Annotated in this window: 16 protein-coding genes, 9 tRNA genes and 4 rRNA genes; all 29 read left to right on the top strand. The window is 48.3% G+C overall.

Annotated elements, in window-relative coordinates; translation table 11 throughout:
- The first annotated feature begins 27 nt into the window (after window positions 1-27).
- The 29 genes from BC8716_RS06040 (at window position 28) to BC8716_RS05900 (ending at window position 24,244) form a co-directional block, all read left to right on the top strand.
- Window positions 28-780, top strand: coding sequence for a VWA domain-containing protein (locus BC8716_RS06040; RefSeq protein WP_094429176.1), 753 nt, complete (start codon window positions 28-30; stop codon window positions 778-780).
- A complete protein-coding gene (gene prkT / locus BC8716_RS06035) occupies window positions 743-1,690 on the top strand; it encodes a serine/threonine protein kinase PrkT (RefSeq protein WP_281256449.1) in 948 nt (315 codons plus the stop codon). Before BC8716_RS06040 ends, prkT begins: the two co-directional genes overlap by 38 nt.
- 21 nt (window positions 1,691-1,711) lie before the next feature.
- Window positions 1,712-3,121, top strand: a complete 1,410-nt coding sequence (gene tilS / locus BC8716_RS06030) for a tRNA lysidine(34) synthetase TilS (protein ID WP_094424327.1) — start codon at window positions 1,712-1,714, stop codon at window positions 3,119-3,121.
- A 40-nt stretch (window positions 3,122-3,161) separates the two neighbouring features.
- Window positions 3,162-3,701, top strand: coding sequence for a hypoxanthine phosphoribosyltransferase (gene hpt, locus BC8716_RS06025; RefSeq protein ID WP_094424326.1), 540 nt, complete (start codon window positions 3,162-3,164; stop codon window positions 3,699-3,701).
- A 69-nt stretch (window positions 3,702-3,770) separates the two neighbouring features.
- Window positions 3,771-5,759, top strand: a complete 1,989-nt coding sequence (gene ftsH / locus BC8716_RS06020; protein WP_094424325.1) for an ATP-dependent zinc metalloprotease FtsH — start codon at window positions 3,771-3,773, stop codon at window positions 5,757-5,759.
- A gap of 60 nt (window positions 5,760-5,819) precedes the next feature.
- Window positions 5,820-6,590: a type III pantothenate kinase gene (locus tag BC8716_RS06015; protein ID WP_011244971.1), complete on the top strand. Its 771-nt coding sequence runs from the start codon at window positions 5,820-5,822 to the stop codon at window positions 6,588-6,590.
- A gap of 16 nt (window positions 6,591-6,606) precedes the next feature.
- The gene (gene hslO / locus BC8716_RS06010; RefSeq protein ID WP_094424324.1) at window positions 6,607-7,494 is read left to right on the top strand and encodes an Hsp33 family molecular chaperone HslO; all 888 of its coding nucleotides are present in this window, start codon (window positions 6,607-6,609) and stop codon (window positions 7,492-7,494) included.
- Window positions 7,495-7,628: 134 nt separating this feature from the next.
- Complete coding sequence (cysK, locus tag BC8716_RS06005) at window positions 7,629-8,567, top strand: cysteine synthase A (RefSeq protein ID WP_094424323.1); 939 nt, start codon at window positions 7,629-7,631, stop codon at window positions 8,565-8,567.
- A gap of 171 nt (window positions 8,568-8,738) precedes the next feature.
- Window positions 8,739-10,169 carry an aminodeoxychorismate synthase, component I gene (gene pabB / locus BC8716_RS06000; protein WP_094424322.1) on the top strand — a complete coding sequence of 477 codons (1,431 nt, stop codon included), beginning with the start codon at window positions 8,739-8,741 and terminating at the stop codon, window positions 10,167-10,169.
- A 12-nt stretch (window positions 10,170-10,181) separates the two neighbouring features.
- The gene (gene pabA / locus BC8716_RS05995) at window positions 10,182-10,775 is read left to right on the top strand and encodes an aminodeoxychorismate/anthranilate synthase component II (protein ID WP_094424321.1); all 594 of its coding nucleotides are present in this window, start codon (window positions 10,182-10,184) and stop codon (window positions 10,773-10,775) included.
- Window positions 10,760-11,599: an aminodeoxychorismate lyase gene (gene pabC / locus BC8716_RS05990; protein WP_094424320.1), complete on the top strand. Its 840-nt coding sequence runs from the start codon at window positions 10,760-10,762 to the stop codon at window positions 11,597-11,599. The genes pabA and pabC overlap by 16 nt, the downstream gene beginning before the upstream one ends.
- Window positions 11,596-12,420: a dihydropteroate synthase gene (folP, locus tag BC8716_RS05985; RefSeq protein WP_094424319.1), complete on the top strand. Its 825-nt coding sequence runs from the start codon at window positions 11,596-11,598 to the stop codon at window positions 12,418-12,420. Before pabC ends, folP begins: the two co-directional genes overlap by 4 nt.
- The gene (gene folB, locus BC8716_RS05980; protein WP_094429175.1) at window positions 12,413-12,778 is read left to right on the top strand and encodes a dihydroneopterin aldolase; all 366 of its coding nucleotides are present in this window, start codon (window positions 12,413-12,415) and stop codon (window positions 12,776-12,778) included. Before folP ends, folB begins: the two co-directional genes overlap by 8 nt.
- On the top strand, window positions 12,771-13,289 hold the full coding sequence (folK, locus tag BC8716_RS05975; protein ID WP_094424318.1) for a 2-amino-4-hydroxy-6-hydroxymethyldihydropteridine diphosphokinase: 519 nt from the start codon (window positions 12,771-12,773) through the stop codon (window positions 13,287-13,289). Before folB ends, folK begins: the two co-directional genes overlap by 8 nt.
- A gap of 119 nt (window positions 13,290-13,408) precedes the next feature.
- The gene (gene dusB, locus BC8716_RS05970; RefSeq protein WP_094424317.1) at window positions 13,409-14,410 is read left to right on the top strand and encodes a tRNA dihydrouridine synthase DusB; all 1,002 of its coding nucleotides are present in this window, start codon (window positions 13,409-13,411) and stop codon (window positions 14,408-14,410) included.
- A 90-nt stretch (window positions 14,411-14,500) separates the two neighbouring features.
- A complete protein-coding gene (lysS, locus tag BC8716_RS05965; protein WP_094424316.1) occupies window positions 14,501-16,000 on the top strand; it encodes a lysine--tRNA ligase in 1,500 nt (499 codons plus the stop codon).
- Between the two features lie 325 nt (window positions 16,001-16,325).
- Window positions 16,326-17,876 (top strand): 16S ribosomal RNA (locus tag BC8716_RS05960).
- Between the two features lie 487 nt (window positions 17,877-18,363).
- A 23S ribosomal RNA gene (locus BC8716_RS05955) occupies window positions 18,364-21,300 on the top strand.
- 157 nt (window positions 21,301-21,457) lie between these two features.
- Window positions 21,458-21,573 (top strand): 5S ribosomal RNA (gene rrf, locus BC8716_RS05950).
- A gap of 18 nt (window positions 21,574-21,591) precedes the next feature.
- A tRNA-Val gene (locus BC8716_RS05945) sits at window positions 21,592-21,667 on the top strand.
- Window positions 21,668-21,801: 134 nt separating this feature from the next.
- Window positions 21,802-21,877, top strand: a tRNA-Thr gene (locus tag BC8716_RS05940).
- Between the two features lie 18 nt (window positions 21,878-21,895).
- Window positions 21,896-21,971 (top strand) — tRNA-Lys (locus BC8716_RS05935).
- Between the two features lie 12 nt (window positions 21,972-21,983).
- Window positions 21,984-22,066: transfer RNA gene (locus BC8716_RS05930), tRNA-Leu, on the top strand.
- A gap of 19 nt (window positions 22,067-22,085) precedes the next feature.
- A tRNA-Gly gene (locus BC8716_RS05925) sits at window positions 22,086-22,157 on the top strand.
- 19 nt (window positions 22,158-22,176) lie between these two features.
- Window positions 22,177-22,262: transfer RNA gene (locus BC8716_RS05920), tRNA-Leu, on the top strand.
- 19 nt (window positions 22,263-22,281) lie between these two features.
- A tRNA-Arg gene (locus tag BC8716_RS05915) sits at window positions 22,282-22,358 on the top strand.
- 4 nt (window positions 22,359-22,362) lie between these two features.
- A tRNA-Pro gene (locus BC8716_RS05910) sits at window positions 22,363-22,439 on the top strand.
- A gap of 7 nt (window positions 22,440-22,446) precedes the next feature.
- Window positions 22,447-22,522 (top strand) — tRNA-Ala (locus tag BC8716_RS05905).
- Window positions 22,523-22,693: 171 nt separating this feature from the next.
- A 16S ribosomal RNA gene (locus tag BC8716_RS05900) occupies window positions 22,694-24,244 on the top strand.
- Together the 16S, 23S and 5S rRNA genes with 9 tRNA genes alongside form the textbook arrangement of a ribosomal RNA operon.
- Window positions 24,245-24,305: the final 61 nt, after the last annotated feature.

The following is a 24,305-nucleotide window of genomic DNA, read 5'->3' as shown; positions in this document are numbered from 1 at the left end:
ATGATCATGATGGTAACACGAAATCAGATGGAGGGGAAACGAATGAATGGGACATTAAGGCAAATTTTGCTCATGACCGACGGGCATTCGAATTACGGCGAAGATCCTGTAGCGATTGCGCGCTTGGCTCAAGAGTATGACGTTACGGTAAATGTAATCGGCATTACTGATGAAAACCGCGAAAATGAAAAAGGGCTTCAAGAGGTTGAAGCGATTGCTCTAGCTGGTGGAGGGGTAAGCGAAATTGTATTTGCCAGGCAACTGGCCAAAACAGTTCAGATGGTAACAAGAAAAGCGATGACGCAAACACTCCACGGTGTCGTTAACCAAGAACTTAAACAAATATTAGGTCAAAATGATGAAATGGAGGACTTGCCGCCGGAAAAACGCGGGCAAGTGATGGAAGTAGTGGATGATCTAGGGGAGAAAGTGCTCTTGGAGGTACTTGTGTTAATCGACACGAGTGCAAGCATGACAAATAAATTACCGATGGTGCAGGAAGCGTTATTGGATTTGTCCATTAGCTTAAATTCCCGCTCAGGGGATACGAAATTTTCTCTGTATTCATTTCCCGGGAAAAGAAATCCGATTGAGAGATTGCTTGATTGGACTCCAAAGCTCCAATCACTAACGGCAACTTTTACAAAACTGTCGACGGCGGGAATGACACCGACTGGCCCAGCTTTGCAAGCAGCACTCCAAGTGTTTGAGGAAAGACGGGGCAAAAGGAGATTGGAAGACGATGAGAATGAACAGCGCCAAGGGCGATTTGGATTTTGAACTTTACCCAGGACTGGCATTTCGCGGCAAGTGGAACCGTAAACCTTATAAGTTGATTCGAAAACTTGGGGCAGGGGTCACTGGCTATGTTTACTTGGCAGAAGGAGAAACGGGTTCAGTTGCTTTAAAGATTGGCACAGAACCGATGTCAATTACAGCAGAAGCGAATGTACTGAAACAGTTCAGCAAGGTCCAAGGCAAGCCGCTTGGGCCTTGCTTATTTGACGTTGACGACTTTCTTTCTGCCAATAGTGTCCTTCCTTTTTACGCAATGGAGTATATTGAAGGTGAAAATTTTGTTGACTTCCTCCGGGGCAAAGGGCCAGAGTGGCTGCCTGTATTGGCATTGCAATTGTTGAGTGCATTAAGCGCGCTCCATCAACAAGGCTGGGTATTTGGCGATTTAAAGCCCGAAAATGTGATCGTTACGCGTCGTTCGGCTGAAGTCAGACTGTTGGATGTAGGCGGAACGACACGAGTGGGCCGCGCGATCAAGGAATATACTGAGTATTATGACCGAGGTTACTGGGAACAAGGTACACGAAAGGCGGAGCCGACCTATGACTTATTTGCGGCGGCAATGATGGTCGTCGACTGTGCGTACCCACGGCAAGTAAAAAAAGAGCGGGGCAATACGGCAAGCCAATTAAAAAAGCTTGTTTATCAAGCGCCGCTATTAAAACCTTACCGGGAAATTGTTTATAAAGCGTTAATGGGAGGGTATGGATCTGCAGAAGCAATGAAAAACGACTTTCTTGCCTCGGTAAAGCAAACCGAAGAGCGTAGCCGAGTGAAACGGAAACAGCAACGTAAAGCTAGAAAACAGAAAGGTGCGCCGATCGACTTAATCCTAGTGATGTCTTTTGTTCTCATCCTTTTTGTCCTATACTTATTGATACAATCATTTTGAAGAGCTATAGGGGCGAATAGAATGGAAGCACGCGTGGAACAGTTTATAGAAAACAATCGATTGTTTGGAATGGAAACAAACGTACTTGTTGCCGTCTCAGGCGGCCCTGATTCAATGGCGCTGCTTGCCATTATCGCCAATTTGCGAGAAAAGTGGAGGCTCAATTTGTTTGTTGTTCATGTTAACCACCGACTTCGAGGCGAAGAGTCAAATAAAGATGCCGAACTAGTTCAGGCTTTCTCTGCTCGCCTTGGCGTGCCGTGCAATGTGAAAGACGTTGACGTCGCGGCCTTTAAAGCCGAGCGCCATGTTGGAACGCAACAAGCGGCCCGTGCCCTCCGCTACCAAGTCTTCCAAGGGGAAATGGAGCGAGTACATGCTACTGTGCTTTTGACTGCCCACCATGGCGACGACGAAGTGGAAACGGCTTTTATGAAACTGACTCGCGGTACGACACCGTTGACGAAGCTAGGCATTGCGGCTACAAGGCCATTCGCAAATGGTGTATTGGCGCGGCCGCTTCTTGAAGAAACGAAGCGTTCCATCGTCGCCTACTGCAACGAAAAGGACATTCCTTACCGAATCGACCGGAGCAATTTTTCCGATGCTTATACGCGCAATCGGTTTCGAATGAACATCGCGCCTTATCTTGTTGAGGAGAACCCCCATATCCATAAACATATTGGCCGTTTTGACCGCTGGCAGGATGATGACAACCATTATTTAATGGAGCAGGCAAAAGCTCATTTGGATCAAATTTTAACGAAAAAAAGCGAGAAAAGCATTGAACTTGAAATTCAGGCGCTTTGTCTTGCCCCCTTTCCTTTACAAAGAAGAATGATTCATCTAATATTAAATTATCTTCACTTAAATGTTTACGGAGTAAATGACATGCGTGCTTTTCCTGATGCAATTGAGCAGATCCAAGCGTTTCTCCAAACAAGTGCCCCTTCCGCTCAACTAAATTTGCCAGGTGGGGTACAAGTGAAACGTTCCTACGGGACGTGCTTGTTCACAACAGCCCCTTTTATAGAAACAAAAGCTTATTGTCATCTGCTTAGTATCCCAGGTAAAGTAGACACGCCCCTTGGAGTAATCAGGGCGGATACACGAGAAGAACTATTGGAATTGGAACATACGGATGCTGTTTCATTTCAGGCGAGCCAAGTGGCTTTTCCGCTATACATACGAAATCGCAAGCCGGGAGATAAGCTTTCCCCAAGCGGAATGAGCGGAAGCAAAAAAGTGAACCGTTTGTTTATCGATCGAAAAGTAGATCGCGCCAAAAGAGATGCTTGGCCTCTGCTTGTCGATGCAAATGACTCGATTCTTTGGGTGCCTTCACTTCAAACATCCCGCATTCTCACCCGCTCCGCTAATGAACAAGGCGAGCTACTCCATGTTACTTTTTCCCAACATAAATGGCCATAACGAAAAAAGGCACCAACTTACAGGAGGTACATGACCGTACATGAAGAACGACATGAAAGAAATTTTATTGACTGAGGAACAAATTCAGCAAAAAATCAAGGAATTGGGGCAGGCTATCACAAAAGAGTATGAAGGCCGTTTTCCACTATTTGTCGGTGTTTTAAAAGGCGCCCTTCCTTTCATGGCTGATTTGATTAAAGCTGTGGACACTCATTTGGAAATTGATTTTATGGACGTGTCCAGCTATGGAAAAAGCACTGTCTCCTCAGGTGAAGTGAAAATTGTAAAAGACCTTGACACGAAAGTGGAAGGGCGTGATGTCTTAATTGTCGAAGACATCATTGACAGCGGCTTAACGCTAAGCTATTTAATCGAGTTGTTTAAATACCGGAAGGCTAAGTCCGTAAAAGTGGTAACGCTTCTCGATAAGCCTGAAGGCAGAAAAGTGGATTTGGTGCCGGATATGACAGGTTTTGTTGTCCCGGACGAATTTGTTGTAGGATACGGTCTAGACTTTGCAGAACGCTACCGGAATTTGCCTTATGTCGGAATACTGAAACCTGAAGTTTATGAAGGCTAATTATTGGTATAGAACGATTTCTTATGGTAAGATAGGTGCAGTTTTGTTGGACGCGGGAGGAGGTACAGAATGAATCGTACAGTACGCACGATAGTCATCTTGACGATACTGATGCTGATTATTATTGCAGGGGTCCAAAGCTTTTCAAATGATCCTACAGAAACCCAGCAAGTTCGCTATGATGAGTTCTTAGAGAAGCTCGAGCAAGGAGAAGTGGAAAATATTACTGTTCAGCCTGAACGTTCTGTTTTAGTTGTTACAGGACAGTTTGCAGGGCAAACAGATGGCGAAAATTTCACCACAACGATTCTGAATTCAGATATTACAGCAGACCTTCTCTCTAATATAGAAGGCGTCGAATTGACGGTTGAACCAGAAGAAGAACAAAGCAACTGGTTGTCAACCATCATTATGATCGCGCCGTTTTTACTAATCTTTCTGATCATCATTTTTCTCATGAGTTCTGCCCAAGGCGGTGGCGGCGGTGGCGGTAACCGCGTCATGAACTTTGGCAAAAGCAAAGCGAAAATGGTTAGCGATGAGAAGAAAAAGGCGAAGTTTAAAGACGTCGCCGGTGCTGACGAAGAGAAGCAGGAGCTTGTCGAGGTCGTCGAGTTTTTAAAAGACCCGCGCAAGTTTGCCGCGATTGGGGCGCGGATTCCTAAAGGGGTGCTGCTTGTCGGTCCTCCAGGTACAGGGAAAACGCTTCTTGCCCGAGCTGTTGCCGGGGAAGCAGGCGTGCCGTTTTTCTCAATTAGTGGTTCTGATTTCGTCGAAATGTTTGTTGGGGTTGGGGCTTCCCGTGTGCGTGATTTATTTGAGAACGCTAAAAAGAATTCCCCGTGTATTATTTTTATTGATGAAATTGACGCAGTTGGGCGCCAGCGTGGCGCAGGGCTTGGCGGCGGCCATGATGAACGTGAGCAAACGTTGAACCAATTGCTTGTGGAAATGGACGGTTTTAGCGCAAATGAAGGCATCATCATCATTGCTGCTACAAACCGTGCTGATATCCTTGATCCAGCCCTCCTTCGTCCAGGTCGTTTTGACAGGCAAATTCAAGTGAACGCCCCTGATGTTAAAGGGCGTGAAGAAGTGCTCAAAGTCCATGCGAGAAACAAGCCACTTAGTGAGGAAGTAAAGCTTGATCTCATTGCTATTCGGACGCCTGGTTTTTCCGGCGCAGATCTTGAAAACTTGTTGAATGAAGCAGCGCTTGTGGCAGCAAGAAACGACAAAAAAGAAATTGGCATGGAACATATTGAAGAGGCAATTGACCGTGTCATTGCGGGACCAGCTAAAAAAAGCCGCGTTATTTCCGAAAAAGAAAAGAACATTGTGGCGTGGCATGAAGCTGGGCATACTGTTGTTGGCGTCAAGTTGGAAAGCGCCGACATGGTCCACAAAGTAACGATTGTCCCTCGTGGAATGGCAGGCGGTTACGCGATGATGCTGCCAAAAGAAGACCGTTATTTTATGACAAAGCCTGAGCTGCTTGATAAAATTGTCGGCTTGCTTGGTGGGCGTGTCGCTGAAGAAATCCAGTTTGGCGAAGTTTCCACCGGTGCTCATAATGACTTCCAACGAGCGACAAGCATAGCGCGGAAAATGGTAACGGAATATGGCATGAGCGACAAATTGGGGCCTATGCAATTTGGGCAAAGTTCTGGCGGTCAAGTTTTCCTAGGAAGAGACATCCAAAACGACCAAAATTATTCAGATGCGATTGCTCATGAAATTGATTTGGAAGTTCAACGCATCATTAAAGACAGTTATGAGCGTTGTAAACAAATCTTGCTTGCGAATAAGGATAGTCTAGACCTTATTGCCAAGAATTTGCTTGAGCTCGAAACGCTTGATGCCGAACAAATCCAATCCCTCATTAATGAAGGCAAGCTGCCTGAAAACCATCATGCGTCGAAGAAAAATGGCGACATGAAAGTGAACATCCAGTCAAAAGATTCAGCGGAAGAAGTGGAAGGCGCTTATGAAGAAACGACAAACGTAGGCGAAAACCGTCCGCCGTCTTCAGAGGAAACAAAGGAGAACCGCGATTAAGCAAAAAATAGAGGGTGCCTAGATGGCACTCTCTTTTTGGTAAGAAAGGGGTTGAAGCCAATGATGTTGGCCATTGATATTGGCAATTCTTCGATCGTAACAGGCGTCTACGACGAGAACGACCAACTTGCATTCATATTTCGGATCGCAACCACGCACGATAAAACGAGTGATGAATATGCCATGTTGCTGCACTCTTTTTTTGAGCAAAAAGGTTGCCGTTTCAACGACGTCACCGGTGTGATCATCGCGTCTGTCGTTCCAACAATTATGCACCGCTTTCGCCGCATGTGCCAAGATTATTTACACGTAACCCCCTTAATTGTCGGACCTGGCATTCGCACCGGCCTTTCAATCCATTATCAAGATCCGAAAGAAGTCGGTGCCGACCGGATTGCTAATGCCGTTGCAGCAATTGCTCGCTACGGTGCTCCGTGTATTGTAGTCGACATTGGTACGGCTACGACATTTTGCTGCATTGATGCAAAGCACCGTTACCGAGGGGGCGTTATTGCCCCTGGAGCGGCTATTTCGACGGCAGCTTTGTCGAATAAAGCATCTAAATTGCCGAAAATTGAACTTACAAAGCCGGCATCTGTTGTAGGAAAGACAACGGTTGCCTCCATGGAAAGTGGGACATTCTATGGGCATATAGCGATGATTGACGGCGTGGTTGAACGAATCAAGGAGGAGCAACGTCTTGACGATGCTAAAGTCATTGCAACAGGCGGACTAGCCTATCTTTATGCGGAAGAATCAAAGCAAATTCAACATTTGGAACAAGAGTTAACGTTAAGTGGGCTAAAATATATTTACGATAAAAACCAATGATTGGAGCGGGTTTTGAATGAAAGATTATGTAGTAAAAGCAACAGCCTACGACGGTGAGGTACGGGCGATTGCCCTTAGAGCGACAGAAATGGTCAAAGAAGCATGCAAAAGGCAGGGCACTTGGCCGACTGCTTCCGCTGCCCTTGGACGGACAATGATGGGCGGAGCCCTTATGGCATCGATGTTAAAAGGCAAGGATAAGCTAACTGTACGAATTCAAGGAAATGGACCGATTGGAGAAATCATCGTTGATGCCCATGCATCAGGGGCAACGCGTGGGACAGTGACCAACCCTCATGTCAGCCCAGAGTTAAACAGCCAAGGCAAGCTCGACGTTGCACGAGTTGTCGGGAATGAAGGGACGCTTTCAGTTGTAAAAGACATCGGCATGAAAGAACCATTTACAGGAAGCGTGCCAATTGTTTCAGGCGAAATAGGCGATGACTTCACGTACTACTTTGCCAACTCAGAGCAAACACCTTCCTCGGTTGGTGTCGGTGTCCTTGTCAATCCTGATGAAAGCGTCCTTGCAGCGGGAGGGTTTGTCATCCAACTACTGCCTGGAGCAAAGGAAGCAACCATTACAGAAATTGAAAGACGGATTGGGGAAACGCCGCCTATTTCAAAGCTGGTGGAACAGGGCAAAACACCTGAAGAAATAATTACAGGCCTTCTTGGAGAGGAAAATGTCAAATTCCTTGAAACAAAACCTGTTTTCTTCGAATGCACGTGCTCGAAGGAGAGGATCGGCAACGCGATTATTAGCCTTGGGCCGAAGGAGATTGAAGCGATGATTACAGAGGATGCTGGCGCTGAAACGGTGTGCCATTTTTGCAATGAATCGTATTCATTCACAGAAACAGAACTAGAAGCGTTGTTAGAAGAAGCTGAGAGCAAACGGTAGCCAAAAACCATGCTTCATTGACGCAAGCGAAAAGCGTGAAAATCAAAGATGTCTGATTGACTTATCTGAAAATGTTTGCTATCCTATTTTTATAAAACCAATGAAGATACTAGGGATTGAGGAGGCGTTTGATTGTGACCGTTGTAAACAACATTACGGAATTGATCGGCAATACCCCGCTTGTAAAATTAAATCGCCTGGCGACTGCTGAGCATGCAGACGTGTACTTAAAGCTTGAATACCAAAATCCAGGAAGCAGCGTAAAAGATCGGATTGCACTGGCGATGGTGAATGCAGCTGAAGAATCGGGAGAACTAAAGCCAGGAGCGACCATTGTTGAACCGACAAGTGGCAACACGGGAATTGGCCTTGCGATGGTTGCAGCGGCAAAAGGCTATAAAACAAAGCTGGTTATGCCTGAAACCATGAGTATGGAGCGGCGTAACTTGCTGCGCGCTTACGGAGCCGAGCTTGTGTTGACCCCAGGTCCAGAAGGCATGGGCGGGGCAATCCGAAAAGCGACAGAGCTAGCCAAACAAGACGGGCATTTTATGCCGCAGCAATTTGAAAACAGCGCAAATCCGAAAATCCACCGTGAAACGACTGGTAAAGAACTGCTTAAGCAAGTCGATGGGCAGCTTGACGGCTTTGTCGCCGGCATCGGCACAGGCGGCACGATAACTGGAGCAGGCGGCCTATTAAAAGAGCATTTTCCAGAATTAAAAATTGTCGCGATTGAACCGAAAGACTCTCCTGTGCTGTCAGGCGGCAAGCCTGGCCCTCATAAACTTCAAGGTATTGGCCCAGGCTTTGTGCCAGGCATCTTAAATACAGATGTGTATGATTCGGTTTTGCAAGTATCGACTGAACAAGCGTTTGAATATGCACGCCGTGCGGCACGTGAAGAAGGTATTTTAGGCGGTATTTCCTCAGGGGCAGCGATTTATGGAGCATTAGAGCTTGCGAAAGAGCTAGGCCCAGGTAAAAAAGTGGTTGCCATCATTCCTTCAAACGGAGAACGGTACTTGAGCACGCCGCTGTACCAATTTGAGGAAGAAACGACCCATTCATAATTTACCAACTTCTGTTTGTCGGCCACTCGACATGAGGGTTTAAAAGATATGAACAAGGCAAACGATGCGTCTGTCTACAGTCTGTAGCAGTCTCTTTTCGAAGAGGCTGCTTTTCTTCTTAGAAATTGTTTAGTAGAATAAGCACATATGCTTTAGAGACGGAGTGAGTCTATGGCGCAAAGGTCTGCCATTCGCACATCAATAAATAAAAAAATCGCCATGCCGCAAAACGAGTGGTTTCACCGATTTTCAGCATTGGCGAAAGACGAGCCCCATCATGTACTGTTGGAAAGTGGACAGACAGGGCGGTATAGCATAATCGGCTTAACGCCTGTTGCTGTGATCGAAGGCAAGGGCCACACATTAATGGTCAGCGACCAAAACGGCAACCATCTTTTTAAAGGCCCACTGTTATCTTCGTTAGAAACGGTGCTTGCCCCCTACCAAACAGAGGACACCTTAACAGGTCCACCAATGCAAGGTGGGGCGATTGGATACTTGTCTTATGATGTTGTCCGAGAAATTGAGTCATTAAAGGAAACTGCGGTTGATGATTTGCAACTGCCTGAAGTCTATTTTCTCGTTTTTGAGGAAGTAGCTGTGTACGACCATGAGGAAGAGCAGTTGTGGCTGTGCGCCAATGGAAGCGATAGCCAATTGCTGCAGGAGAAGGTGGCGCTCCTTGAACAGCGGTGGCTACAAGCAGAGCCTGCTCCGACGTCAAGTAGAAACCCATTTACATCCCGTTCACGCAAAGAAGCGACATTCACAAAAGAGCAGTTTGTTCGTGCTGTCGAAAAGGTGCAAGACTACATTCGAAGCGGCGATGTATTTCAAGTCAATTTGTCCGTTCGCCATACCCGCAGCCTTCAAGTAGACCCTCTTAGTGTGTATAAAGAGCTAAGGCAGCTTAATCCATCGCCATATATGAGTTATATTCATAGCCCAAAAACTCAAATTGTTAGCGCATCGCCCGAGTTGTTGATTAAAAAGCGGGGCAATGAACTGGAAACAAGGCCAATAGCTGGAACACGCTCAAGAGGAGCGAATGAGGAAGAAGATGCCTGGCTTGAAGCAGAACTTTTAAGCAATGAAAAAGAGCGGGCTGAGCACGTAATGCTCGTTGATCTGGAACGTAACGATCTTGGCAGGGTGAGCCAATACGGCACGGTAGCTGTTGACGATTTATTAGTGGTTGAACGGTACTCACATGTCATGCACCTTGTTTCCAGTGTAAAGGGGCAATTGGCAGAGGGTCTGACGCTATACGATTGCATTCGGGCCACGTTCCCAGGGGGGACGATAACGGGAGCGCCAAAAGTAAGGACAATGGAGATCATCGAAGAGTTGGAGCCCGTTCGCCGCGGCCTATATACAGGATCCATTGGTTGGATTGGTTTTAATGGCGACATGGAACTAAACATAGTCATTCGCACGATGCTGTGCCAGGATGGGAACGCCCATGTCCAGGCAGGCGCTGGAATAGTGATTGATTCCAATGCCGAAAACGAGTACAAAGAATCAATGAAAAAGGCGCAGGCACTATGGCGTGCGCTTGAATTAGCAGAGCAGAGAGTTTTAACAAAAACGAGCAGAGCTTAGGAGGAGCAAGAGATGATTTTAATGATCGACAATTATGATTCATTTACGTACAATTTGGTTCAGTATTTAGGCGAAATGGGACAAGAGCTGGTCGTCAAACGAAATGACGCTATAACGATTACGGAAATAGCGGACTTAAATCCTGATTGTATTATGATTTCTCCAGGGCCATGTAGCCCAAACGAAGCAGGAATCAGCTTAGAAGCGATCCGCGCTTTTGCTGGGAAAGTGCCGATTTTTGGCGTTTGCCTAGGACACCAGGCGATTGCCCAGGCGTTTGGCGGCCATGTTGTCCAGGCGGACCGGCTGATGCACGGAAAAACATCGAATGTCCAGCATGATGGAAAAACGATATTTGCTGGCCTTTCAAGCCCGCTTGTCGTGACACGTTACCATTCGCTTATTGTTAAACGGGAAACGTTGCCTGGATGTTTTGAAATTAGCGCGGAAACAGCGGAAGGGGAAGTGATGGCGATTCGCCATAAGGAGTTGACGATTGAAGGCGTCCAATTCCATCCTGAATCGATTATGACGAAAGAAGGGAAAACGTTGTTGCGTCAATTTATTGATTCTTACCAAGGTGGCACGGCATGTTCCTCAGTATAAACGGAGCTGTCGTTGCAAAAGAGCAGGCCGCCATTTCTGCGTTTGACCATGGTTTTTTATATGGCATTGGTCTGTTTGAGACTTTTGCTGCTGATAAAAACGGTGTGTTTTTGCTCGAAGCGCATATTGAACGTCTTTTAAAAGGCTTGGAATCAGTCGGCATTGCCTACTCATTGACAAAAGAACGGGCGCTTGAAACCATCTATACATTGCTTGAAGCAAACCAGCTCGAGGAAGGGTATGTCCGCTGGAATGTATCAGCTGGCATGCGCGAGATTGGCTTATTTTCAGATCGCTATGAGGCGCCAACGGAAATCGTGTATATGAAGCCATTGCCTAAAAAGCCGCTTCGCAAAGAAGCCGTTGTTTTACACACTGTTCGCAACACGCCTGAAGGGGGCGTACGGCTAAAATCACATCATTATTTAAATAATGTCCTCGCCAAACAAGAGCTAAAACAGTCCCCCCATGCTGAAGGCATTTTTTTAACAAAAGAAGGGTATGTAGCAGAAGGCATTGTCTCCAATCTATTTTGGATAAAAGGCGATGTCGTCTTCACACCCTCGTTAGAAACGGGCATCTTAGGCGGAGTAACGAGAAGCTTTGTGATCAAACAATTACAAAGTGTAGGGCATGAAGTGCGCGTAGGCTTATTTAAAGCGGAAGCTATTCATAAAGCCGATGCCCTTTTTCTCACGAATTCAATTCAAGGCGTCGTGCCTGTTACAAAATTGGACGGCCGGGAGCTGGAAATCGGCTCGCTTGTGCCGGTCATTGCTGCCAATTACACACATGCAGCGAATGGAGGAAGCAAAACAACATGAGCAAGCGATTTTCTCTTCAAGTCAATAGGGGAGCACGAACAAAAGTGATGGGCATCTTAAACGTAACGCCTGACTCTTTTTCAGATGGAGGGCGCTACAATCGCCTTGACGCGGCAATTGACCGTGCCCATAAGCTTGTGAAAGCTGGCGCTGACTTAATTGATATTGGCGGAGAATCAACGAGGCCAGGGTACACGCCTGTGCCAGCAGAGGAAGAAATGGAGCGGGTTATTCCCGTCATTGAAGCGATATCAGCGCGGATGGACGTACCGATTTCCATTGACACGTATAAAGCCAAAACGGCAAAAGCGGCAGTACATGCCGGCGCAGCCATTATTAACGATGTTTGGGGAGCAAAAGCGGACCCGGAAATGGCGACAGTTGCTGCCAACCTTGCTGTTCCAATCATTTTGATGCACAACCGCGAGAATATGAATTACCAATCGTTCATGGAAGATGTGAAAGCTGATTTGCAAGAAAGCATAGATATCTGCGTCAGAGCAGGTGTACAAAAAGAGCAAATTTGGCTTGATCCAGGGGTCGGCTTTGCGAAAACGTATGAACAAAATTTGGAAGTTATTCGTGAACTAGACCAAATTGTCGAAATGGGCTATCCAGTGTTGCTTGGTACTTCAAGAAAATCTTTAATTGCCAAAACCTTGAATTTGCCGGTTGAGGACCGTATAGAGGGTACTGGCGCGACAATTTGCTTAGGAATTGCGAAAGGCTGTCAAATCATTCGTGTCCATGATGTGAAGGAAATGGCACGCATGGCCATTATGATGGACGCCATGCTGAAACGGAGTGATGATGTTGGATAAAATCTTTTTAAATCAACTGTCTTTTTACGGATACCATGGCGTCTACTCAGAAGAAACAAAGTTGGGCCAACACTTTATCGTCGATTTAGTGCTTGAGCTCGATTTAAGGCATGCTGCACGCCATGATGATTTGCAGGCATCCATTGATTACGGAGACGTACATGAGCGTGTAAAAGCGATTGTTGAAGGGAAACCGTACAAGCTGGTAGAAGCAGTTGCTGAACGGATTTGCGCCGAACTTTTACAGGCGTATGACCAACTGCAAACCTGTACAGTGAAAGTGATCAAGCCTAATCCGCCCATTGCAGGGCATTACGACTCGGTTGCAGTAGAGCTAACGAGGTCACGCCATGCATAAGGCTTATATTGCGTTAGGTTCGAATGTAGGAGACCGGGAAAATTATTTGCAGGAAGCAATGAAGCTGCTTGACGCCGATGGTTCGATTCAAGTCATTCGAGCTTCTTCCATATATGAAACGGAGCCTGTTGGCTTTACGGACCAAGGGCCATTTTTAAATATGGTCGCTGAAGTCAAAACCACCCTTAGCCCGTTTTCATTGCTTGCGGCAACACAAGCAATAGAGAGGAAACTTGGCCGAAAGCGCCTTATCCGCTTCGGCCCTCGTACACTAGATCTTGACATTTTGTTGTTTGATCATGAAAATATAGAGACGGGTGAGCTGCAAATCCCCCATCCACGAATGTGGGAACGGGCGTTTGTACTCGTTCCGCTTGCAGAAATAGCGCCTGATGTATACAGTGAAACCTGTAAGCAAACAGTTGTTGAATTAGCTTCGGCGACTCAAGCTGGCGTAACATGGTGGAGAGATTGGAGCGGCATTGACCAATACGTTCATACAGAAAGCTAAACGCTGTTGTTGTAAGCGCATCTGTATTTAGGTGAATATAGCAGGATTATCGATCCTGAAGTGTTTATACATCTCCAAAGCGGAGATGATACAAAGGAGAGCAAATGGAGGTGTGACCTATGCTGAAAATAGGCGACATAGAAATGAAAAACCAAGTCGTACTCGCGCCTATGGCAGGAGTATGCAACCCGGCGTTTCGCTTAATTGCGAAAGAATTTGGCGCCGGCCTAGTTTGCGCGGAAATGGTTAGTGACAAAGCCATCTTGCATAAAAATGAAAAATCGTTACAAATGCTTTATGTAGATGAGCGAGAAAAGCCGCTTAGTTTGCAAATTTTTGGTGGGGAAAAAGATACACTAGTAGAAGCAGCACGATTCGTAGACCAAAATACCAATGCCGATATCATCGACATTAACATGGGTTGTCCAGTGCCGAAAATTACAAAGTGTGATGCTGGAGCCCGATGGCTTCTCGACCCCAAAAAAATTTACGAAATGGTCGCTGCCGTTGTGGATGCAGTCAAAAAGCCGGTAACTGTCAAAATGCGGATTGGCTGGGATGAAGACCATATTTATGCAATCGAGAATGCTCGTGCAGTTGAACGAGCGGGCGGAAGTGCAGTGGCCGTACATGGTCGCACGCGCGTTCAGATGTACGAGGGTGTGGCTGATTGGAATATTATTGGCGATGTGAAAAAGGCAGTGAACATTCCGGTTATAGGCAACGGTGATGTTGCTACACCGCAAGACGCCAAGCGGATGCTCGACGAGTATGGCGTTGATGGTGTGATGATTGGCCGTGCAGCTCTCGGGAACCCGTGGATGTTGTACCGTACAATCCAATATCTTGAGAATGGTACTCTTCCTCCAGAACCGACTCCACGTGAGAAAATTGAAGTTTGTTTAATCCATTTGGATCGTTTGGTTGCTTTAAAAGGCGAGCGTGTTGCAGTGCGCGAAATGCGTAAACATACAGCTTGGTATATTAAAGGATTGCGCGGCAAAGCGAAAATCCGCGACAAAGTCAACCAATTTGAAACAAGGGATGATGTAGTAAAAGCCCTTTATGAATACGTTGATTACTTAGAGGGGCGCGAACTGGCGGAGAGTTCTGCGATATAGTACACTGTTCGTAGTGATGAACGGCAAAGGGTTTGACCGGTTTACTCGGTCTACCCTTTTTCAGTGAATGAGGACAAGGGGTTGAGAGCGATGACGGAAGGATTGGAAATGCATGATTTGCTTGCCGTGCGCCGAGACAAGTTAAATCAATTGTATGATGAAGGGGTTAACCCATTTGGCGGAAAGTTTGAACGGACGCATACATCAAACGAAGTGATTGAGCAATTTGCTGCGTTTACGAAAGAAGAGCTTGAAGAAAAAGACGATCATGTCGTCCTTGCAGGGCGATTAATGACAAAACGCGGCAAAGGAAAGGCGGGATTTGCCCACATTCAAGATATAGGAGGGCAGATTCAAATATACGTTCGTCAAGACGCCGTAGGGGAAGAAGCGTATGGTTTATTCAAATCATTAGATATTGGCGACATGGTTGGTGTCGGCGGGCGTCCATTTAAGACGAAGGTAGGAGAAATGTCTGTGAAAGTGACGGAGCTGGTGATACTAGGGAAATCATTGCGTCCGTTGCCAGACAAATATCACGGTTTAAAAGACGTTGAGCAACGTTACCGCCAGCGTTATCTTGATCTAATTACGAGTCCTGAATCAAGAACCGCGTTTATAACAAGAAGTAAAATCATTCAAGTCATGCGCCGTTATTTAGATGAAAAAGGCTTTCTTGAAGTGGAAACGCCGATGATGCATAGCATCCCTGGTGGAGCTTCTGCTAGGCCATTTGTCACTCACCATAATACGCTCGATATGGAATTATACATGCGTATTGCGATCGAGCTTCATTTAAAGCGTTTGATCGTTGGCGGCTTGGAAAAAGTATACGAAATAGGCCGTGTGTTCCGAAATGAAGGGATATCAACTCGCCATAACCCAGAATTTACAATGATTGAACTTTATGAAGCGTATGCTGATTACCATGACATTATGGAACTGACAGAAGGTGTAATCGCGCACATTGCTAAGGAAGTCTTAGGCACGACCACGGTCCAGTACGGAGAACACACCGTTGAACTGGCACCTAGTTGGAAGCGAGTCCATATGGTTGATGCGATTAAAGAAAAGACTGGCGTCGATTTTTGGCAGCAGATGAGCGATGGAGAAGCGCGGGCACTTGCAAAAGAACATGGAGTGCCAGTAAAAGAAACAATGACATTCGGCCATGTTGTAAACGAGTTTTTTGAGCACTTTATAGAAGAAACGCTTATTCAGCCTACATTTGTATATGGCCATCCTTTGGCGATCTCCCCGCTTGCAAAGAAAAATGAGGAAGACCCGCGCTTTACTGATCGCTTTGAGCTGTTTATTGTTGGGCGTGAACATGCCAATGCATTCTCTGAACTTAATGATCCGATTGACCAGAGAAAACGCTTTGAAGCACAATTAATTGAACGTGAGCAAGGTGACGATGAGGCCCACCGAATGGATGAAGATTTTATTGAAGCACTTGAATACGGCATGCCTCCAACAGGCGGTCTCGGTATTGGCATTGATAGACTTGTGATGTTGTTGACAAATTCACCTTCCATCCGGGATGTCATTCTCTTCCCGCAAATGCGTAACCGCGAGCAAGGCGAATAAGCAATGGTTGGCTGATCTGTCGTTTTCTACAGGTCAGCCAACTGCCTGTTCAAACAGATAAGAAAATCTTTTAAAAAAGTATTGCGCTTTTTGTTTTATAGTGGTATATTATTTCTTGTCGCTAAGATGCGATGTTCACCAAACGAAGCAAAAACAAAAGATTTTATTGACAAACGTCGCTGTTTTTGCTACAATGAAAAAGTTGCTGAAATGGCAACCAAGTCCTTTGAAAACTGAACAAAAGCCAAGCGTAAAAGAGATACAAGGTATCTCGTCAATCATAGTGAGCCACAACTTCGGTTGTGCAATGAGCTAATCGAACTTTTTAACGGAGAGTTTGATCCTGGCTCAGGACGAACGCTGGCGGCGTGCCTAATACATGCAAGTCGAGCGGACAGATAAGGAGCTTGCTCCTTTGACGTTAGCGGCGGACGGGTGAGTAACACGTGGGCAACCTGCCCCTTAGACTGGGATAACTCCGGGAAACCGGAGCTAATACCGGATAATCCCTTTCTCCACCTGGAGAGAGGGTGAAAGATGGCTTCGGCTATCACTAAGGGATGGGCCCGCGGCGCATTAGCTAGTTGGTAAGGTAACGGCTTACCAAGGCAACGATGCGTAGCCGACCTGAGAGGGTGATCGGCCACACTGGGACTGAGACACGGCCCAGACTCCTACGGGAGGCAGCAGTAGGGAATCTTCCGCAATGGACGAAAGTCTGACGGAGCAACGCCGCGTGAGTGAGGAAGGCCTTCGGGTCGTAAAGCTCTGTTGTGAGGGAAGAAGCGGTACCGTTCGAATAGGGCGGTACCTTGACGGTACCTCACCAGAAAGCCACGGCTAACTACGTGCCAGCAGCCGCGGTAATACGTAGGTGGCAAGCGTTGTCCGGAATTATTGGGCGTAAAGCGCGCGCAGGCGGCTTCTTAAGTCTGATGTGAAATCTCGGGGCTCAACCCCGAGCGGCCATTGGAAACTGGGGAGCTTGAGTGCAGAAGAGGAGAGTGGAATTCCACGTGTAGCGGTGAAATGCGTAGAGATGTGGAGGAACACCAGTGGCGAAGGCGACTCTCTGGTCTGTAACTGACGCTGAGGCGCGAAAGCGTGGGGAGCAAACAGGATTAGATACCCTGGTAGTCCACGCCGTAAACGATGAGTGCTAGGTGTTAGGGGTTTCGATGCCCGTAGTGCCGAAGTTAACACATTAAGCACTCCGCCTGGGGAGTACGGCCGCAAGGCTGAAACTCAAAGGAATTGACGGGGACCCGCACAAGCAGTGGAGCATGTGGTTTAATTCGAAGCAACGCGAAGAACCTTACCAGGTCTTGACATCCTTTGACCACCCAAGAGATTGGGCTTCCCCTTCGGGGGCAAAGTGACAGGTGGTGCATGGTTGTCGTCAGCTCGTGTCGTGAGATGTTGGGTTAAGTCCCGCAACGAGCGCAACCCTTGATCTTAGTTGCCAGCATTGAGTTGGGCACTCTAAGGTGACTGCCGGTGACAAACCGGAGGAAGGTGGGGATGACGTCAAATCATCATGCCCCTTATGACCTGGGCTACACACGTGCTACAATGGATGGTACAAAGGGCAGCGAAACCGCGAGGTGAAGCCAATCCCATAAAGCCATTCTCAGTTCGGATTGCAGGCTGCAACTCGCCTGCATGAAGCCGGAATTGCTAGTAATCGCGGATCAGCATGCCGCGGTGAATACGTTCCCGGGTCTTGTACACACCGCCCGTCACACCACGAGAGTTTGTAACACCCGAAGTCGGTGAGGCAACCTTTTGGAGCCAGCCGCCTAAGGTGGGACAAATGATTGGGGTGAAGTCGTAACAAGGTAGCCGTATCGGAAGGTGCGGCTGGATCACCTCCTTTCTATGGAGTTTTTACTCTAGTCGATGTATGACCTTCGGTCATATAACGCTTAGGCTATTTGTTCAGTTTTGAGAGGACTCAAAACTCTCGATTAAATGCTATTGCTCCTGCGGTTACTCGTCGCAGGAAACATCGTTGCTCCTGCGGTTACTCGTCGCAAGGCAGCACGAAGCATAAACTGAGAAGTGTTACATGATGGAATTGAAATCAGTAGCCTTGTTCAGTTTTGAGAGGACTTACTCTCAGGTTCTTTGAAAACTAAATCCAGAAATAACTCAAATTGATCTTTGTTCATCGGTTGTAAAACTGTTTGAACGAGACGTCAAGAATTCAATGCATACCTTTTTATGTATTTTTTTATTTTTGCGAAGAGCAGCAAGGAGATCGAGGACACACGTTTTCGAATGAGGGAGCGTACGAGTGTACGTGACCGAGTGAGAACAACGTAAGTGGACGAAGAGATCCGCCGCTGATCTGAAGCAAAAAAGGATAAGTTAGAAAGGGCGCACGGTGAATGCCTTGGCACTAGGAGCCGATGAAGGACGCGACGAACCGCGATAGGCTTCGGGGAGCTGTAAGTAAGCTTCGATCCGGAGATTTCCGAATGGGGGAACCCACCATCCGTAATGGGATGGTACTGGCATCTGAACACATAGGATGTCGAGAGGCAGACCCGGGGAACTGAAACATCTAAGTACCCGGAGGAAGAGAAAGCAAATGCGATTTCCTGAGTAGCGGCGAGCGAAACGGAAACAGCCCAAACCAAGAGGCTTGCCTCTTGGGGTTGTAGGACACTCAACAACGGAGTGATCAAGAAACGGAGTAGGTGAACTGTCTGGAAAGGCAGGCCGAAGAAGGTAACAGCCCTGTAGCTGAAACTTCGTTTCCTCCAGAGTGGATCCTGAGTACGGCGGGACACGTGAAACCCCGTCGGAATCCGGGAGGACCATCTCCCAAGGCTAAATACTCCCTAGTGACCGATAGTGAACCAGTACCGTGAGGGAAAGGTGAAAAGCACCCCGGAAGGGGAGTGAAAGAGATCCTGAAACCGTGTGCCTACAACTAGTCAGAGCCCGTTAACGGGTGATGGCGTGCCTTTTGTAGAATGAACCGGCGAGTTACGGTATCGTGCAAGGTTAAGCTGATGAAGCGGAGCCGCAGCGAAAGCGAGTCTGAATAGGGCGCATAAGTACGATGCCGTAGACCCGAAACCGGGTGATCTACCCATGTCCAGGGTGAAGGTCGGGTAACACCGACTGGAGGCCCGAACCCACGCAAGTTGAAAATTGCGGGGATGAGGTGTGGGTAGGGGTGAAATGCCAATCGAACTCGGAAATAGCTGGTTCTCCCCGAAATAGCTTTAGGGCTAGCCTCGAGTGATGAGTCTTGGAGGTAGAGCACTGATTGGACGAGGGGTCCCCACAGGATTACCGAATTCAGTCAAACTCCGAATGCCAATGACTTTAACTCGGGAGTCAGACTGCGAGTGCTAAGATCCGTAGTCAAGAGGGAAACAGCCCAGACCATCAGCTAAGGTCCCCAAGTATACGTTAAGTGGAAAAGGATGTGGAGTTGCCCAGACAACCAGGATGTTGGCTTAGAAGCAGCCATCATTGAAAGAGTGCGTAATAGCTCACTGGTCGAGTGACTCTGCGCCGAAAATGTACCGGGGCTAAACGTATCACCGAAGCTATGGCAATCCCGTATGGGATTGGGTAGGGGAGCGTTCCAAGGACAGCGAAGCCAGATCGTGAGGACTGGTGGAGTGCTTGGAAGTGAGAATGCCGGTATGAGTAGCGAAAAGATAGGTGAGAATCCTATCCGTCGAAAGCCCAAGGTTTCCTGAGGAAGGCTCGTCCGCTCAGGGTTAGTCGGGACCTAAGCCGAGGCCGAAAGGCGTAGGCGATGGACAACAGGTTGATATTCCTGTACCACCTCGTATTCGTTTGAACGATGGGGGGACGCAGAAAGGTAGGGTGAGCGCGCCGCTGGCTGTGCGCGTCGAAGCATGCGAGGCTGGAACATAGGCAAATCCGTGTTCCGTAAGGCTGAGCTGTGACCGTGAAGGACCTTCGGGTCCGAAATCCCTGATCCTCCGCTGCCGAGAAAAGCCTCTAGTGAGAATACAGGTGCCCGTACCGCAAACCGACACAGGTAGGCGAGAAGAGAATTCTAAGACGCTCGGGAGAACTCTCGTTAAGGAACTCGGCAAAATGACCCCGTAACTTCGGGAGAAGGGGTGCTCTAGTAGGGTTAATCGCCCGAGAGAGCCGCAGTGAAAGGATCCAAGCGACTGTTTAGCAAAAACACAGGTCTCTGCGAAGCCGTAAGGCGAAGTATAGGGGCTGACACCTGCCCGGTGCTGGAAGGTTAAGAGGAAGGGTCATCCCAAATGGTGAGAAGCTCTGAATTGAAGCCCCAGTAAACGGCGGCCGTAACTATAACGGTCCTAAGGTAGCGAAATTCCTTGTCGGGTAAGTTCCGACCCGCACGAATGGTGCAACGACTTGGATACTGTCTCAACGAGAGACCCGGTGAAATTATAGTACCTGTGAAGATGCAGGTTACCCGCGACAGGACGGAAAGACCCCATGGAGCTTTACTGTAGCTTGATAGTGAGTGTTGGTATCATCTGTACAGGATAGGTAGGAGCCTTGGAAACCGGAGCGCTAGCTTCGGTGGAGGCGTCGGTGGGATACTACCCTGATGGTGCTGGCATTCTAACCTCGACCCGTGATCCGGGCCAGGGACATTGTCAGGTGGGCAGTTTGACTGGGGCGGTCGCCTCCTAAACAGTAACGGAGGCGCCCAAAGGTTCCCTCAGAATGGTTGGAAATCATTCGTAGAGTGCAAAGGCAGAAGGGAGCTTGACTGCGAGACCTACAAGTCGAGCAGGGACGAAAGTCGGGCTTAGTGATCCGGCGGTGCCGTATGGAAGGGCCGTCGCTCAACGGATAAAAGCTACCCTGGGGATAACAGGCTTATCTCCCCCAAGAGTCCACATCGACGGGGAGGTTTGGCACCTCGATGTCGGCTCGTCGCATCCTGGGGCTGAAGTAGGTCCCAAGGGTTGGGCTGTTCGCCCATTAAAGCGGCACGCGAGCTGGGTTCAGAACGTCGTGAGACAGTTCGGTCCCTATCCGTCGCGGGCGTAGGAAATTTGAGAGGAGCTGTCCTTAGTACGAGAGGACCGGGATGGACATACCGCTGGTGTACCAGTTGTTCCGCCAGGAGCATCGCTGGGTAGCTACGTATGGACGGGATAAGTGCTGAAAGCATCTAAGCATGAAGCCCCCCTCAAGATGAGATTTCCCATGGCGTAAGCCAGTAAGACCCCTTAGAGATGATGAGGTTGATAGGTCAGAAGTGGAAGCGTGGCGACACGTGGAGCGGACTGATACTAATCGGTCGAGGACTTATCCTATACACATTCTTGACAATTGAGTCTATTTCGGATTTAGTTTTGAAAGAATCACCGATTCTTTCCATACCCTTCAGATCACTCTGAAAAACTACGCAGACAAGCGAGGAGTTCGAGGACAAGAGTGCTCGAAGAAATCCGAAGCTTATCTGAAGTAGAGTCCGGTGACAATGGCAAAGAGGTCACACCCGTTCCCATGCCGAACACGGCCGTTAAGCTCTTTTGCGCCGATGGTAGTTGGAGGCTTCCTCCCGCGAGAGTAGGACGTTGCCGGGCAATATTTTATTGGTAAATGGAGGATTAGCTCAGCTGGGAGAGCATCTGCCTTACAAGCAGAGGGTCGGCGGTTCGATCCCGTCATCCTCCACCATGCTTTGCTCTGTATTCTCAAGATTCTATTTTTAAGACAGGCTTAAAAAAGCCACTTGACGAATTGAGTGTAAAACGTTATTTTAGTAAACGGAGATATTTTTCAACAAAAACCAACGTTATTTTTACAATTATGCCGGTCTAGCTCAATTGGTAGAGCAACTGACTTGTAATCAGTAGGTTGGGGGTTCAAGTCCTCTGGCCGGCACCACTAATCCAAGTTAAGTCAGAGCCATTAGCTCAGTTGGTAGAGCATCTGACTTTTAATCAGAGGGTCGAAGGTTCGAGTCCTTCATGGCTCACCATAATATTGTTTTGCGGGTGTGGCGGAATTGGCAGACGCGCTAGACTTAGGATCTAGTGTCTTTATGACGTGGGGGTTCAAGTCCCTTCACCCGCACTTATAAAATTTGTAAATTGCGGAAGTAGTTCAGTGGTAGAATATCACCTTGCCAAGGTGGGGGTCGCGGGTTCGAATCCCGTCTTCCGCTTTTTGTTTTTGCATCCCGTGCCGGGATGGTGGAATTGGCAGACACACAGGACTTAAAATCCTGCGGTAGGTGACTACCGTGCCGGTTCAAGTCCGGCTCTCGGCATATTGCCAACAATTTAATTGCGCCCGTAGCTCAACTGGATAGAGTACTTGACTACGAATCAAGCGGTTAGAGGTTCGAATCCTCTCGGGCGCGCCATTTACGGGAAGTAGCTCAGCTTGGCAGAGCACTTGGTTTGGGACCAAGGGGTCGCAGGTTCAAATCCTGTCTTCCCGACCATTATTATGGGGCCTTAGCTCAGCTGGGAGAGCGCCTGCTTTGCACGCAGGAGGTCAGCGGTTCGATCCCGCTAGGCTCCACCAAAAAAAGTGTTGACATTCGCACTTGATAATGTTATATTAATTAAGTTGCCTCTAGAACGGCAACCGAGTCCTTTGAAAACTGAACAAAAGCCAAGCGTAAAAGAGATACAAGGTATCTCGTCAATGATAGTGAGCCACAACTTCGGTTGTGCAATGAGCTAATCGAACTTTTTAACGGAGAGTTTGATCCTGGCTCAGGACGAACGCTGGCGGCGTGCCTAATACATGCAAGTCGAGCGGACAGATAAGGAGCTTGCTCCTTTGACGTTAGCGGCGGACGGGTGAGTAACACGTGGGCAACCTGCCCCTTAGACTGGGATAACTCCGGGAAACCGGAGCTAATACCGGATAATCCCTTTCTCCACCTGGAGAGAGGGTGAAAGATGGCTTCGGCTATCACTAAGGGATGGGCCCGCGGCGCATTAGCTAGTTGGTAAGGTAACGGCTTACCAAGGCAACGATGCGTAGCCGACCTGAGAGGGTGATCGGCCACACTGGGACTGAGACACGGCCCAGACTCCTACGGGAGGCAGCAGTAGGGAATCTTCCGCAATGGACGAAAGTCTGACGGAGCAACGCCGCGTGAGTGAGGAAGGCCTTCGGGTCGTAAAGCTCTGTTGTGAGGGAAGAAGCGGTACCGTTCGAATAGGGCGGTACCTTGACGGTACCTCACCAGAAAGCCACGGCTAACTACGTGCCAGCAGCCGCGGTAATACGTAGGTGGCAAGCGTTGTCCGGAATTATTGGGCGTAAAGCGCGCGCAGGCGGCTTCTTAAGTCTGATGTGAAATCTCGGGGCTCAACCCCGAGCGGCCATTGGAAACTGGGGAGCTTGAGTGCAGAAGAGGAGAGTGGAATTCCACGTGTAGCGGTGAAATGCGTAGAGATGTGGAGGAACACCAGTGGCGAAGGCGACTCTCTGGTCTGTAACTGACGCTGAGGCGCGAAAGCGTGGGGAGCAAACAGGATTAGATACCCTGGTAGTCCACGCCGTAAACGATGAGTGCTAGGTGTTAGGGGTTTCGATGCCCGTAGTGCCGAAGTTAACACATTAAGCACTCCGCCTGGGGAGTACGGCCGCAAGGCTGAAACTCAAAGGAATTGACGGGGACCCGCACAAGCAGTGGAGCATGTGGTTTAATTCGAAGCAACGCGAAGAACCTTACCAGGTCTTGACATCCTTTGACCACCCAAGAGATTGGGCTTCCCCTTCGGGGGCAAAGTGACAGGTGGTGCATGGTTGTCGTCAGCTCGTGTCGTGAGATGTTGGGTTAAGTCCCGCAACGAGCGCAACCCTTGATCTTAGTTGCCAGCATTCAGTTGGGCACTCTAAGGTGACTGCCGGTGACAAACCGGAGGAAGGTGGGGATGACGTCAAATCATCATGCCCCTTATGACCTGGGCTACACACGTGCTACAATGGATGGTACAAAGGGCAGCGAAACCGCGAGGTGAAGCCAATCCCATAAAGCCATTCTCAGTTCGGATTGCAGGCTGCAACTCGCCTGCATGAAGCCGGAATTGCTAGTAATCGCGGATCAGCATGCCGCGGTGAATACGTTCCCGGGTCTTGTACACACCGCCCGTCACACCACGAGAGTTTGTAACACCCGAAGTCGGTGAGGCAACCTTTTGGAGCCAGCCGCCTAAGGTGGGACAAATGATTGGGGTGAAGTCGTAACAAGGTAGCCGTATCGGAAGGTGCGGCTGGATCACCTCCTTTCTATGGAGTTTTTACTCTAGTCGACAAACAACTTACGTTGTTTGACGCTTGTGCTTTTGGT

The sequence above is a fragment of the Shouchella clausii genome (genome assembly GCF_002250115.1).
Classification (GTDB): Bacteria; Bacillota; Bacilli; order Bacillales; family Bacillaceae_D; genus Shouchella; species Shouchella clausii.
The sequence above is the reverse complement of the archived record's forward strand: the minus strand, read 5'-3'. Positions and strand labels throughout refer to the sequence as shown.

Bases quoted from the DNA above. Each gene is read 5' to 3' on its own strand.
- BC8716_RS06040 (WP_094429176.1), top strand. From the start codon at position 28: ATGGAGGGGAAACGAATGAATGGGACATTAAGGCAAATTTTGCTCATG.
- prkT (WP_281256449.1), top strand. From the start codon at position 743: ATGAGAATGAACAGCGCCAAGGGCGATTTGGATTTTGAACTTTACCCA.
- tilS (WP_094424327.1), top strand. From the start codon at position 1,712: ATGGAAGCACGCGTGGAACAGTTTATAGAAAACAATCGATTGTTTGGA.
- hpt (WP_094424326.1), top strand. From the start codon at position 3,162: ATGAAGAACGACATGAAAGAAATTTTATTGACTGAGGAACAAATTCAG.
- ftsH (WP_094424325.1), top strand. From the start codon at position 3,771: ATGAATCGTACAGTACGCACGATAGTCATCTTGACGATACTGATGCTG.
- BC8716_RS06015 (WP_011244971.1), top strand. From the start codon at position 5,820: ATGATGTTGGCCATTGATATTGGCAATTCTTCGATCGTAACAGGCGTC.
- hslO (WP_094424324.1), top strand. From the start codon at position 6,607: ATGAAAGATTATGTAGTAAAAGCAACAGCCTACGACGGTGAGGTACGG.
- pabB (WP_094424322.1), top strand. From the start codon at position 8,739: ATGGCGCAAAGGTCTGCCATTCGCACATCAATAAATAAAAAAATCGCC.
- pabA (WP_094424321.1), top strand. From the start codon at position 10,182: ATGATTTTAATGATCGACAATTATGATTCATTTACGTACAATTTGGTT.
- pabC (WP_094424320.1), top strand. From the start codon at position 10,760: ATGTTCCTCAGTATAAACGGAGCTGTCGTTGCAAAAGAGCAGGCCGCC.
- folP (WP_094424319.1), top strand. From the start codon at position 11,596: ATGAGCAAGCGATTTTCTCTTCAAGTCAATAGGGGAGCACGAACAAAA.
- folK (WP_094424318.1), top strand. From the start codon at position 12,771: ATGCATAAGGCTTATATTGCGTTAGGTTCGAATGTAGGAGACCGGGAA.
- dusB (WP_094424317.1), top strand. From the start codon at position 13,409: ATGCTGAAAATAGGCGACATAGAAATGAAAAACCAAGTCGTACTCGCG.
- lysS (WP_094424316.1), top strand. From the start codon at position 14,501: ATGACGGAAGGATTGGAAATGCATGATTTGCTTGCCGTGCGCCGAGAC.